The organism is Bombilactobacillus thymidiniphilus (genome assembly GCF_023380245.1).
In the GTDB taxonomy this organism is placed as follows: Bacteria; Bacillota; Bacilli; order Lactobacillales; family Lactobacillaceae; genus Bombilactobacillus; species Bombilactobacillus thymidiniphilus.
The window spans coordinates 468,773-482,135 of record NZ_CP093365.1 but is presented as its reverse complement, the minus strand read 5'-3'; the positions used below and the strand labels follow the sequence as shown (position 1 = coordinate 482,135).

The following is a 13,363-nucleotide window of genomic DNA, read 5'->3' as shown; positions in this document are numbered from 1 at the left end:
GGGAGGCTAGACATGAAGAAAAAAAGTTTGGAATATGTACTTTATGGAATCTTGATTTGTTTGAGTTTGTTTTTGATTGGTTATGGTATTTTGAGTACATCGTGGGGGCATTCTATGATTATGAATCACTTTATTGCCGAGTCAATGCAGACAGACCAAGCTAAAGAATTGGAACGCAATCAAAAAAAGCAGACTAGTTTTAACGCCAAAGTGGTCCAGCCAGTAACAACGCAAAATTTATTGCGAGCATATAACAATTCTAAAGATGTCATTGGTTTTATGTCGATTCCGAGCCAAAAAATTAAGAATCCGATCTTTAATGGTTATGGGGTCAATGGTGACAATATTTTGTACGGTGTGGCGACCATGAAACCCAATCAAGAAATGGGGCAGCGCAATTATGCTTTAGCAGGGCATTATATGAACAACAATACTGTTTTTCATAATTTGCACAAAGTAAAAAAGGGTGCTGCAGTTTATTTGACTGACCTACATTTGATCTATAAGTACCGCATAGTTGATAAAGTTGGCAAACTTGCACCTTCTAAAGTAAGTGTGATTAATGATAAACCTTTTGGTTCACAGCTAACAATGATTACTTGTGCAGATTATGATAAGGGTATTGTCCAAGGTTCGATGCGCACTATGGTTCGAGGGGAACTATCCGGCACCGAGCCTGTCACCAAACAACGTTTGAAAAAATGTAATTTAACAATTGAGTAGGGGGAATGTTTAATGAAACGTTCATTGATAATTTTTACAGCAGTTATTAGTATTTTTTCCACATATGCAACTTCGGTTGTTCAAGCCACGACTTTTGATGTTAATAGTTCTGATAGTTCCGCTACCTTAAAGCAGATTTATGATGATCAAAATGATAAATTGAATTTAAAGAATCAAGCCACGGTCAAAAAATCGGCTAAAGCGAACGATAAAGCTAAAACAAGTGATTTTATCGCACCTAAAACTGGTGCTGCTGATCAGAAAATGGGTACTGTTGAAGTTTATTATGTAGATGAAGCGACAGCTATCCCGTTCACTATGGATAATGGTCAAGATCATATCACCATGACTCAAGCAGTGGGTTCACCTTATGCAACTGAGGAGAAGAAATTTACAGATTATAAGTTTGATAAAACAGTTGGTGTTACAAGCGGTACTTATCAAGAAACTACGCAAAAAATAATTTATTTGTATAAAAAGATTGACCCGAATGATACTTCAGATACCAGTAATAAAGCGTCTTTGACGGTTAAGTATGTTGATGTTGATACTAATAAATCCGTGCAAGCTGATGTAGTAAAAGACTACTCCATTGGTGATCAATACGATACGACAACAGCAGATTTGCGACCTAAGACTATCAATGGTGATGATCAAACACAATATAATTTGGTAACTGATATGAGTAAACTGCCTTCTAATGCTTCAGGTACGATTGTGAGTGGTGGCAATAATGTTACTTATTACTATAAAGCAGTTCCGAAAACCGGGAAAGTTGTAATTAAATATGTTGATAAAGATAGTAATAATTCTATTGCCCCGGATACATCGATAAGCGGTAAGTTGGGTGACGTTTTTGACGTCGGTGCAGCACCGGATATTAAAGGTTATACAGCTGACAAATCTTATGACGGTACTAAAACTGGCAAGTATGATAAAAGTGATCAAACTTTCACCTTCTATTACACTAAAAAACCAGTAACCGGTAAAGATGTGACAGTGCGTTATTTGGATAAAGATACTAATGAAGAATTGGCTACTACCGTCACTTTGAGTGGCGATACTGGCAGTGCTTATAATGCTAAAAAGATTGATATTGACGGCTATAAATTAGTTAATGTTGATGGTGATCAAAGCGGTAGTTTCACTGCTTCACCGCAGAAAGTAACTTTCTATTACACAAAAGATGATAATAGTGCTGTTGATCCAAATGCAGGAAATGAAGATGATGATAATAATATTGATCCAGATGCGCCTGCAGGCAACTTAACTGGTTCTGGCACTAACAATGATCCTGCCACAACAACCGAAACTAACAATCCAGGCGCTAATACCACTGGCAGTACTGACTCGAATGGCGCTTTGTTAAATAGTACCGGTGGTGGTAGTTATACAGCAGATCCGCAAACTACTAAATCTAGCGGTGGTACATCAAATAACGGCTCTTCAACAAATGATCCAGCTACTGGTGGTGGCGCAGGTGGTAATAACAGTTCTTTACCGCAAACATCTGATCAAAAACAAAATTACTGGTTATATATTTTGTTGGGATTGATGAGTCTGAGTTCTATTCCAGTAATTAAGTTACGTAGACGTTAAGGCATAAAAAAAACAATCAATCATTCAGAATGATTGATTGTTTTTATTTTGTAAAACTTTGCCAATATTTGTGTGCTGTATTCATGTCTAATTCGTGTTCCGATTTACCAATAATCATCGCTGCTAAAGAATTACCAACTACGTTCACGGCAGTGCGTCCCATATCTATTAGACGATCTACCCCCGCAATTAAAGCTAAGCCGCTGGCGGGAATACCAACTGTAGTCATGGTTGCCAGTAATACTACCAATGATGCTCCAGGAACACCAGCCATACCTTTAGAAGTGATCATTAACACCAGTAATAGAGTAATTTGATGTCCTAAGCTCAAGTGAATATTATAAGCTTGTGCTAAAAATAATGCTGCTAAGGACTGGTAAATAGCTGAACCATCTAAATTAAAAGTGTATCCAGTAGGAATAACAAATGAAACAATACCTTGATTAACACCATAATTACTAATTTTAGAAATTATTTTAGGGAGTGCTGCTTCTGAACTAGCTGTAGAAAAAGCTAGTAATACCTCATCTTTAATAACTGTTAGCAAGTGAAATATATTTAATTGAAAGAAATGAGCAACAATTCCCATAACACCAACTATAAATAAGATCATCGTGCCATAAGCTAAAACAATAAAATAGCCTAGTGGAGCTAATGCTGACAAACCTAATTGCGCAATTGTTGCACCGATTAGGGCACAAACTCCGATTGGTGCTGTTTTCATGATCCAATTAGTCACTGTGAACATGACTTGTGATACAGCTTGCAAAAAATCAATGATAATTTGTCCTTTGGGACCAATCGCTGCAGTTCCCAAGCCAAAAAAGACGGAAAAGAAAATAATCGGTAGCATGCTACCTTGACTCAAAGATTGAAAGAAGTTAGTGGGAATAATGCTCATGATAATAGACCAAATCCCGGAATTTTTTTGTGCGTGTTTGGCAGTTTGCATATATTGACTGATATCTTGAGTATGTAAACTGTGAATATCAATCCCTTGTCCTGGGTGAAAAATATTACCCACTAATAATCCTAAAATAATGGCAAAAGTAGTCATCAATTCAAAATATAATAAAGTTTTGAGCCCGATGCGCCCTAATTTTTTAATATCACCCATGTTAGCAATACCAACTGTCAAACATGAAATTACAATTGGTAAGACGATCATTTGAATTAGGCTAATAAACATTGTGCCGATATTTTGCATCGCCGTAATTGCTGACTGATTGTGGTAGCATAAACTGCCGAGCAAAATACCAATCACTAAGCCGAGCAAAATTTGCCAACCTAAAGAAATTTTAAAGTGTTTCAAATACATGAAAAAATCCCCCGCATTAATTAAATGATGTATCTTATTTTACATCAACTGTCAGCAATTTGCGTGTGGTTTAAATTAGCTGTAAATTAAGAACAGATAATTTAAGGAGGAATATTATGGAAATCAATCCCTTGCAGGCACAAGATGTTTGGAAAGATGTTGGCGAAAATATTATTTTTACTACTTTATTATTAAATCGGACTGATCAACAACAAGCACAAGAATTGATTCAAGAGTTTGCTGACCGGGCGAATGCAATCAAAAATAGTATGCGTATTCGTTATCCGGAAGATGAATTGCGAGTAGCAATTGGTTTTGGTGCACAAGCTTGGTCTTATTTGTTTCCTAAAGCTAGTGTTCCTAAAGAATTAGTAACTTTTTCTGAAATTAAGGGTCCTAAATATACAGCGGTAGCAACGCCAGGCGATCTTTTTTTACATGTGCGGGCGCATAAAATGGCTGTTTGTTATGAAGTTGTAGAACAACTTAGTCATTTTTTACGTAATTTTACAACAGTAGTTGATGAAACTCATGGTTTTCGCTACTTTGAAGGGCGGGCAATTATTGGTTTTATTGATGGTACCGAAAATCCAGCCAACGAGGATACGGCTAGTTATGCGTTGATTGGATCAGAAGACCCTGAATTTATTAACGGTTCATATGCTTTTGCTCAAAAATATCGCCATAATATGCAAGCTTGGAATGATTTAGATACTACTGACCAAGAGAAAGCAATTGGTCGCAAGAAGTTCTCAGATTTGGAATTAGTTGATGAACAAAAAGATTCCAATGCCCATAATATTGTTTCGCAAGATAATGATGATGGTGTAGAACATAAGATTGTGCGCATGAATGTACCTTATTCAGATCCGGCAACTGGGATTACTGGAACTTATTTTATTGGCTATTCGCGTTATTTTAGCGTTACTCACCGAATGCTGGTTAATATGTTTAGCCAAAATGATCGTTTGTTAGATTTTAGTACGCCGTTGACGGGTAGTATGTATTTTATTCCTTCCCGTTCACTTTTGGCGAGAATTGCGGCTGGTGAATTATGTTGAACATGTCATGCTAAATTATTGACAGCGTTTACATCGACTGTGTATAATACGGGCTGTGACAAAGGTGTGTAACTGATTCGATCAGGCATCAACCTACTCGTTTTCGGATATTAGGGGTATTTGATAAGAGTAGGTATTTTTTTGCTCAAAATCGAAAAATGGAGGTATCCATGATTTCCGAAAAAACTTTCAACAATAATGTTGTCTTAGCAAGAGATGATGACAATGTAGAGTGGGTGGTAGTAGGTCGAGGAATTGGGTTTGGATGCAAACCTGGTGACCAGGTTGACAAAGATAAAATTGAACAACGCTATGTAGCAGTGGAAGAAGGCATTTCTTTAGCTGATGACTTGGCTAGGATTTCTCCGGATGCTATTTCATTAACGATGCAAATTATTCAAGCGGTAGAACCGTTGTTAAATGTCAAATTTACTAGCTATCAATTAGCATCATTAGCTGACCATATTAATTTTACATTGCAGCGTTCACAACAAGAGAATGATGCTATTGAAGGTACTGTGAAGTGGGAGATCAAAAATTTATTTGCGAAAGAATATCAGGCGGCTGAAGTAGCTTTGCAGATCCTTAATGAGCATGCTAAAGTGATCTTGCCAGAGGGTGAAGCAGTTTTATTAGCGTATCACTTTATTAACACTTGCTCGGAAAAAATCAATCTTTCACATACAATAAAAATAACTAAGCTGATCAGCAATATTATTGAGATTGTTCAATACCAGTATGGTATGATACTGGACCATGAATCTTTTAATTTTAATCGTTTTGTGACCCACTTACGAACTTTTATGATTAAACATTTAACACACGTTGAGGATCCGGCTATGGAGTTAGATCCAGACATTTTAAAGTTAATGAAAGCTAAGTATCCACAAGCTTATGCTACAGTTTTAAAGGTCAGCTCTTTTTTACAGAAAAAAGAAGGTTGGCAATTGCATCCCGATGACGAAGTTTATTTAACTTTGCATGTTTGGCGGGTAACACAACGTCAAATAATTGAATAAAAATGAGGATTTTTGGGGAGTAGTTATATATGGCTTATGAACAATTGAGTCGTCAAATTATTGACGGTGTTGGGGGCACTGACAATATCGCTAGCGTTGTGCATTGTACCACGCGCTTGCGTTTTAAACTAAAAAATGAAAATAAAGCTAATGATCAAGAAATCAAGAAGATTGATGGTGTTTTATCACTAGTTAAATCTGGTGGTCAGTATCAAGTAGTTATTGGCAATAATGTAGGCGACGTTTATAATACTTTGATTAAAGTTGGCAAGCTGAATAATGATGGCGCTGTCGCTGATGATTATGTAGATAACAAACATATGAGTTTATTAGATCGTTTTATTGATTTGATTTCCAGTTTGTTTAACCCGCTTTTAGGACCTTTATGTGCTACAGGTATGATAAAGGGTTTCAACGCTTTATTTTTGGCGATGCATATTTTAACTAATCGTTCAGGTACTTATATTATTTTAAATGCTATTGGTGACAGTCTATTTTACTTTTTGCCGGTGATTTTAGGTATTTCGTCAGCGCGCAAATTTAAAGTAGATATTTATTTGGGTGCTACGATTGGTGCATCTTTATGCTATCCGACTATTGTGGCTTTAGTTAATAGTAAAAAAACGCTATTTACGCTTTTTCAAGGTAGTTTTTTGCAATCACCGATCCACACTACTTTCCTAGGCATTCCTGTAATTTCCATGAATTATACTTCTTCAGTTATTCCCGTCATTATCGCTATGTGGTTTGCTTCAAAAGTGCAAAAAGTAGCGCGCAGAATTATTCCAAATGTTGTGAAAACTTTTTTAGTTCCGTTTTGTGTGCTATTAATTACAATTCCTGTTACTTTCCTAGTGATAGGACCTTTAGCAACTTGGTTAGGTAATGGGATTTCAGCTTTGTGTATGATGTTTTATAATTTAAGCCCAATCTTGGCTGGTGTGTTGATCGGTGGTTTTTGGCAGATTTTTGTTATGTTTGGTTTGCATTGGGGATTTGTGGCTGCATCAATGGCTAATCTGGCATCAAAGGGTTTTGATCCTATTCTTGTTTTAAGCTGTGGAGCTTCTTTTGCTCAGACTGGTGTAGTTTTAGCAATGTTATTTCAAACTAAAAAAGAGAAAACTAAAAGTTTAGCGATTCCGGCAGTTATTTCTGGCTTCTTTGGGGTAACGGAACCGGCAATTTACGGCCTGACGTTACCACGTAAAAAACCGTTTGTTTTGAGCTGTATAGCAGCAGCTATCGGTGGTGGCATGATTGGTTTATTTGGCACCAAAAATTGGATGATGGGTGGTTTAGGATTATTCTCAATTCCTACTACCATTGGTAAAAATGGTCTAGATTGGTCGGTTAGAGGTTATATTATAGCTTTATTAGTTTCTACGTTGTTAGGGATCCTTTTACAACTAATGTTTGGACGCAAAAGTGTTGATGCACCGTTATTAGATGAAGCCAGTGATAAGCTGACTACTGAAGTTGAGGACACCAATGTCAGTTATAATGTATCCACCACCATCAACAGTCCTCTGACTGGTACTGTGATTGCTTTATCAGATATTAAGGATGATGTTTTTGCCTCTGGCGTGATGGGAAAGGGTGTAGCAATCAAGCCGACTATTGGTCAGGTGGTTGCTCCTAATGCTGGAGTTGTCCAAATGGTTTTCCCAGGAGGACATGCTGTTGGTTTAATTACAACTGCAGGTACAGAATTGTTGATTCATTTAGGCATGGATACAGTACAATTGGCTGGCGACGGCTTTGAAGTATTAGTGGAAAAAGGACAACACGTTTTAGAGGGTGAGGCTTTAATTAAGTTTGATTTGCAAAAAATAAAAGATAGAGGTTACGACATTACTAGTCCGATTATTATTACTAATACGAAAAAGTACCATACAGTCAATGTTGTTGCTGGCAAGCAAGTGGCACAAGGCGACAAATTATTGAATTTAAAATAGAAGGGATATTATGCGTAAATTCAAATTAAGTAAAATAATTTTATTAGCATTATTGTTGGGGGGAAGCGGAAGTATTGCATTAGGAACGCAAAATGTTTCTGCTACATCGAAAAAAGTGATTTTGTATGTGGTACGCCATGGTGAAACAACAGCTAATGTGATGCATTTAGCACAAGGTTGGTCTGATTTTCCATTGACACCGAATGGTATTCAAGGAGCTAAATATTTAGGTGCAGGATTGAAGAAAGCAAAATTTCAATCTGCTTACGCTGGTGATTTAACTCGCCAAGAAAAAACAGCTCGTGGAACTTTGGATGCTTCTAATAATGGCAAAGTTAAAGTGCATGTGGATCAGCGTTTACGCGAGGGTAATTTTGGTAGTTATGAAGCTCGTCCAGATTCTGCAAAAAATATACCAGATATTGTTAAGTATTTTGGCTATAAAGATAGTAATGATTTTACTAAGCAAGAAGGTAAGCATTTTCCAAGTAAGTATCAGGATGGTTATTATGAATTAGATAAGAAAAACACTTTGCATACAGATCTAGCAAAGAGCGATCGGGCGGAAAGTTCAAATCAGGTTAAACAGCGAATGCAAAATGTGATGAATTATATTGTTAAGCATCAGAAAAATAATAGTAATGTATTGGTGGTCAGCTCGGGGATGGCAATTGATCAATTCTTGGAGAAAGAGAACATTCCTCAATATAAAGGTGATTCATTAGGCAATGATTCTGTCACTAAGTTAGTTTATAAAAATGGCAAATACCATGTTCAAGGTAAAATTGGCTCACTAAAATACTTCAATCAAGGTAAAAAAGATTTAAATAAGTAAACTACAAAATAACTGGAAAACTCCCTACTTTAGAATAGGGAGTTTTTTTGATATTTAGCAATTATAAATATTAATCTGGTTATATTCTTAATCATCTTTTATACACTGGGTTACTTGCCATTCCAACGTTTAGAAAAGTTATTTGGAATATTCAAGGCATCTAAAGTTTTCATTGATTGATGGTCAAGGAGGTCTTGGATTGATGTAGGGTGGTTGTAAAATGATGGGATTGGTGGGATAATTTGCACTCCCAGTTGAGATAGTTTAGTTAGATTTTCTAAGTGAATGGTGCTTAGCGGTGATTCACGGGGAACGACCACCAGTTTACGCTGCTCTTTTAACATGACATCAGCAGCTCTACCAATTAAATTATCAGCAAAACCGTAAGCAATTCCAGCAATAGTTTTCATGCTGGCGGGAACAATAACCATACCATCCACTAAAAAAGAGCCACTAGCAATTTTAGCACTCTGATCGCGGTCGTCATAAACATAATCAGCTAAGGCAGTTATATCATTTAGTTGGTAATCTGTATCTAACGCTAAGTTTTGCTTGGCCCATTTGCTCATGACTAAATGAGTTTCCACGTCAGCAAATTGCTTTATTTTTTGTAAGAGGTCAACAGCATAGACTGTACCTGAAGCGCCAGTTATTCCAATAATGATCCTTTTCATTTTTCTATCACTCCAAATATTTTTTCCAGTCTGGTACTTTCATAAATTGCGCTCTTGTGAATTGATCTTTCATATCAAATGGTACGGTACCATCGACGACTAATTTAGAGCTCATCCCGCGAAAACGAATGGATTTTGGATCGTATTCTGGGAGCTCAGAAGGATCTAGTGGATGATTGCGCATTCCCGGTAGGATCATCAGATCTTTGTCGGCTTGAAATCTAGTGTTGATCGTCCAAACAACATCATTCATATCAAAAATATCGACATCTTCATCTACTAAGAAAACAGTTTTCAACTCCTTAAAGGCGGAAAAGGCCAATAAAGCTGCTTGGCGTTGAATTCCTTCATCAGCCTCAGTGTCTTTGTGGATCTGCATGATAGTCATTAATTTGCCACCCCCTGCAGGCGGATTATAAACTTTGGTTACTTTTCCGGGAATAGCTTTATTAACTAACTGTAAGATACTGGCTTCAGTCGGAATTCCTGCCATGCTGACATGCTCTTCGCTGGGGCCAATCACAGTTTGCATAATCGGATCTTTACGATGGGTAACAGCGGTCACTTTGATCACTTGAACAGCCGGATTGGCATCGCCATCATAGCCTGGAAATTCAGGCATTGCTTTGCCGGTATGGGTATTAATATCTTCTTGTATCCGCTGGTTAGGCATAATGTAACCTTCTAAGGTGTACTCAGATCTAGCGATAGCTTTTTCATCCACGGAAATTCCGGGAACTAGCTCTACAGGCTGTTGCCGAACGGCACCGACAACGCCCAATTCATTGTAGCCAAGAGGTGTTGTAGGGGGTTCAAATGTTGTGCCGATCGTGACTGCTGGATCCAGTCCGATGTTAATAGTAATTGGCATTGGTTTATTGGCTTTTTCGTATTCTTCAGCAAATGCGCCAATGTGGCGGCCACCAGGCATGATATAGATTCCCAGTGTATCTTTGTCTTCAATGCACATTCTATGGATTGTAACATCGGACATGCTTTTTTCCATATTGGAACCTAAAACTACACCGACTGTAATATATGGCCCGGCATCTTGGGGAGTATTGGTTGGTGCAGCAACTAGCTTGCGAATATCAAAGTCATCTTCGGTAGAGCGGTGAATCACTTCATGTGCAGGGGCATCTTTTTCTTCCACGACTACCGGCGAAATAGGATGAGTGACAGCTTCATTAAAAAATTGTCCTAACGTCTGGTAGTCATGATGTAAGATCTTGCCGACTCTTTTGCGGCTAGCCATTAAACCGATCAGAACTCGCGTTCCAGGAAAACCTTTCACATTGTTAAACATCATTGCAGGTCCTTCTTGAGTTGGGCGTTCGACTGTGCCACCTGCACCAATATAACGGTAAACACCTGCTAATTGTGCATCAGGATCAACAGATACATTAGTTTCGTGGTAATTTATAGGATCATCTTTAATCTCTGACAAAACTTTACGTAAATCCCATTTTTCTTCCGTCATCTATAATCAACTCCTAGTGAATTGTTTGTTACTTGAAAGTTCACCTCCCTACTATAGAAGTTATGGCAGGTAAATATCAATTTGAATTTGACAATTTTATTATGCTAGAATTGAACAATATTAATTAATCGTTGTTCTTGAGCAAACTAGAGTTACTTTATTTGGAGGTTCCAATGGCTAACAAATACACTTCTGTAATTACACAGTTAGACTTTTCTTTACGAATTCAAGCTGAATTTATTGGTAAAGATCTTTTAGTTTCTATAACTGGAGGAGATCATCCACATATTGGAGCTATCACTACGATTGATCAAACGAGTAAAACGTCTGATCAAGCTTTTCCTAGTCATGATGGACGTGTACATAAAGACGACACCCTTTCCCGACAAATTATTCAGATCATCAAGTCTAGTGTTCCAGGAGTTTGTGTTGTTTTGGCGGGAGTGCATGTTGATCATATTAGTAAAGAACAACTGAAAGCTACAGGACCTATGACAGTTGAATTAAGTCAACGTTTAAAAAAATGGTTAGATAATACGACTGTTACCATAACTGACCCGCAATATTATGGTAAATCAGAACAACCTGAATAGTTAGTAGATAATTTGATTATTTTTGTTTGAATGTCTTTGCGTTAGCTTTTAATTTTCGTTAAAATCTACATTAACTGGAATATAAGGGGAATATTATGGCTACAACAGATGAGCAAAAATTAAATAAGTCGTTATCATCTAATCAAATGCAGATGATCGCTCTAGGCGGGACCATTGGTGTTGGTTTGTTTATGGGTTCTGCTTCAACTATTAAGTGGACCGGACCTTCAGTAATGCTGGCTTACGCGCTGGCTGGCGGTATTTTGTATTTGGTAATGCGCGCTTTGGGTGAGATGTTGTATGTTCATCCAATAACCGGTTCTTTTGCTGATTTTGCTAGTGAATACATTCATCCAGTGGCAGGGTACTTAACAGCTTGGAGTAATGTTTTTGAATTTTTGTTAGTTGGTATTAGTGAAGTTATTGCTGTTGGTCAATATTTGCAGTTTTGGTGGCCACATTTTCCAACTTGGCTAGCTGGTTTAGTTGTGATAGTGACTTTATGTTTAGCAAATTTAGCCTCAGTTAAGGCTTATGGTAATTTGGAATCTTGGTTTGCGTTGATTAAAGTTATCACGATTATTTTTATGATTATTTTAGGTTTATTGGTCATTGTTTTAGGTGTTGGTAATCATGGTCAGCCCCTAGGCATCAGCAATTTGTGGCGCCACGGGGGCTTTTTTACTGGTGGGTGGAAAGGATTTTTCTTTTCGCTATCTTTGGTAATTGCCTCTTATCAAGGTATTGAAATCGTGGGTATTACCGCTGGTGAGGCGCAAGATCCTAAGCATAGCATTGTTAAATCAATTCAATCATTGATTTTTCGAATTTTGATTTTTTATGTAGGTGCTATTTTTGTAATTGTGTCCATTTATCCTTGGAATGAATTAGGCAAAATTGGTTCACCTTTTGTCCAAACTTTTGCGAAAGTTGGTATTACTTTTGCGGCAGAAATCATTAATTTTGTAGTCTTGACGGCGGCCTTATCAGGTTGTAATTCAGGAATTTTTAGTTCTAGTCGAATGCTATATACTTTGTCGAAAAATGGTGATTTGCCACGTGCATTTACTAAGATATCTAAACATAAAGTACCTTATTTGACAGTTATTGTTATGTCACTTGGCATTTTAATAGGCATGTTATTGAATGAAGTTTTGCCAGTCATATTGCATACATCAACCAACGCTTTTGTGCTAGTTTACAGTTCGAGTGTGTTACCGGGGATGATTCCGTGGTTTGTGATTTTAATTAGTGATTTGCGTTTTCGAAAAAAACATGCCAACGAGCTTATTAATCATCCGTTTACAATGCCGGGTTTTCCAATAACTAATTATATAGCTCTTGGTGGGCTTTTAATTACTTTAATCTTTATGTTCGTTAATCCTGAAACTCGTATTTCTATCATTATTGGTTTAGGTTTTGAAATAATAATGTTTTGTATTTATTTTACTAGACAACATCTTCAACGCAATTAAAAAAAGACCTTAAGGTCTTTTTTTAATTATAAGCTGGTTGTGGGAAAAGTTGGTTAATAGCTGGGAGTAAGAGATTGAGTAACAATTTATAACCTTGTTTATTGAAATTGACACCATCATCACGTAAATATTTTTGCGGTTTAGCATTGTCTTGCATTGCAAATAAAAGATTAATAAATGGTATCTCGTATTTTTGTGCTGTGTATTCAGCGGCCAAAGTAAATTGTAATTGACGAGGCCAGCTCAGCTGAGGCTGCTTTTGATAGTCGCTGAACGGTGGTGATAGAAGAATTATTTTTGATGAGCCAATTGTTTCAAATAAGGCGCTAAGATTACGCGTAAATTGTCCCGGTTTAATTTCTTGAATAGTAGAAACATCATGCACGCCAAAGCCAAGTACGACCAGATCGGCATTGAGACTAACAACATCACGTTTCACATGTGTTAAGGCATTGCTTGTTTTGTGACCGGGGATTGAGCAATTAACTACTTGAGTTTGCGGTAAAGCTTGCTGTACTAAATTAGTAAAGTAATCCGAAACTTCTTGATCATAGACGCCACCTAAAATATCATCACCAAATAAAACAATATTGGTCATTGTTAACCTCCAATTTATGATTGATGTGAT

12 protein-coding genes are annotated in these 13,363 nt (G+C 37.1%); 8 read left to right on the top strand and 4 right to left on the bottom strand.

Translation table 11 applies throughout. From position 1 onward, the window contains the following. Positions 1-12: 12 nt before the first annotated feature. Positions 13-723 carry a class A sortase gene (locus MOO47_RS02695; RefSeq protein WP_249513263.1) on the top strand — a complete coding sequence of 237 codons (711 nt, stop codon included), beginning with the start codon at positions 13-15 and terminating at the stop codon, positions 721-723. A gap of 12 nt (positions 724-735) precedes the next feature. After that, entirely contained in the window at positions 736-2,322 is a 1,587-nt protein-coding gene (locus MOO47_RS02690) for a MucBP domain-containing protein (RefSeq protein WP_249513262.1), read from the top strand. A gap of 43 nt (positions 2,323-2,365) precedes the next feature. On the opposite strand, the gene MOO47_RS02685 is transcribed toward MOO47_RS02690, so the two are convergent. Then, entirely contained in the window at positions 2,366-3,640 is a 1,275-nt protein-coding gene (locus MOO47_RS02685; RefSeq protein ID WP_249513261.1) for a dicarboxylate/amino acid:cation symporter, read from the bottom strand. A gap of 116 nt (positions 3,641-3,756) precedes the next feature. Between MOO47_RS02685 and MOO47_RS02680 the strand changes: the two genes are divergently transcribed. From MOO47_RS02680 to MOO47_RS02665, 4 genes are all read left to right on the top strand, one after another. Continuing rightward, positions 3,757-4,701 carry a Dyp-type peroxidase gene (locus tag MOO47_RS02680; protein ID WP_249513260.1) on the top strand — a complete coding sequence of 315 codons (945 nt, stop codon included), beginning with the start codon at positions 3,757-3,759 and terminating at the stop codon, positions 4,699-4,701. 170 nt (positions 4,702-4,871) lie between these two features. After that, entirely contained in the window at positions 4,872-5,720 is an 849-nt protein-coding gene (locus tag MOO47_RS02675; protein WP_249513259.1) for a PRD domain-containing protein, read from the top strand. Positions 5,721-5,749: 29 nt separating this feature from the next. Further along, entirely contained in the window at positions 5,750-7,678 is a 1,929-nt protein-coding gene (locus MOO47_RS02670; RefSeq protein ID WP_249513258.1) for a beta-glucoside-specific PTS transporter subunit IIABC, read from the top strand. 10 nt (positions 7,679-7,688) lie between these two features. After that, complete coding sequence (locus tag MOO47_RS02665) at positions 7,689-8,513, top strand: histidine phosphatase family protein (RefSeq protein WP_249513257.1); 825 nt, start codon at positions 7,689-7,691, stop codon at positions 8,511-8,513. A gap of 110 nt (positions 8,514-8,623) precedes the next feature. Here the strand turns inward: MOO47_RS02665 and MOO47_RS02660 are convergent, their stop codons facing one another. Next, positions 8,624-9,187 (bottom strand): UbiX family flavin prenyltransferase, encoded by a 564-nt coding sequence (locus tag MOO47_RS02660; RefSeq protein ID WP_249513256.1) that lies wholly within the window; start codon positions 9,185-9,187, stop codon positions 8,624-8,626. Between the two features lie 7 nt (positions 9,188-9,194). Further along, positions 9,195-10,667, bottom strand: a complete 1,473-nt coding sequence (locus tag MOO47_RS02655) for a UbiD family decarboxylase (protein ID WP_249513255.1) — start codon at positions 10,665-10,667, stop codon at positions 9,195-9,197. A 173-nt stretch (positions 10,668-10,840) separates the two neighbouring features. Here MOO47_RS02655 and lpdD point away from each other — a divergent pair, with 173 nt between their 5' ends. Further along, a complete protein-coding gene (lpdD, locus tag MOO47_RS02650) occupies positions 10,841-11,260 on the top strand; it encodes a prenylated flavin chaperone LpdD (RefSeq protein ID WP_249513254.1) in 420 nt (139 codons plus the stop codon). A gap of 95 nt (positions 11,261-11,355) precedes the next feature. Continuing rightward, positions 11,356-12,735 (top strand): amino acid permease, encoded by a 1,380-nt coding sequence (locus MOO47_RS02645; protein WP_249513253.1) that lies wholly within the window; start codon positions 11,356-11,358, stop codon positions 12,733-12,735. A 22-nt stretch (positions 12,736-12,757) separates the two neighbouring features. Here MOO47_RS02645 and MOO47_RS02640 read toward each other — a convergent pair whose 3' ends face one another. Continuing rightward, positions 12,758-13,333, bottom strand: a complete 576-nt coding sequence (locus MOO47_RS02640) for an SGNH/GDSL hydrolase family protein (protein ID WP_249513252.1) — start codon at positions 13,331-13,333, stop codon at positions 12,758-12,760. Positions 13,334-13,363: the final 30 nt, after the last annotated feature.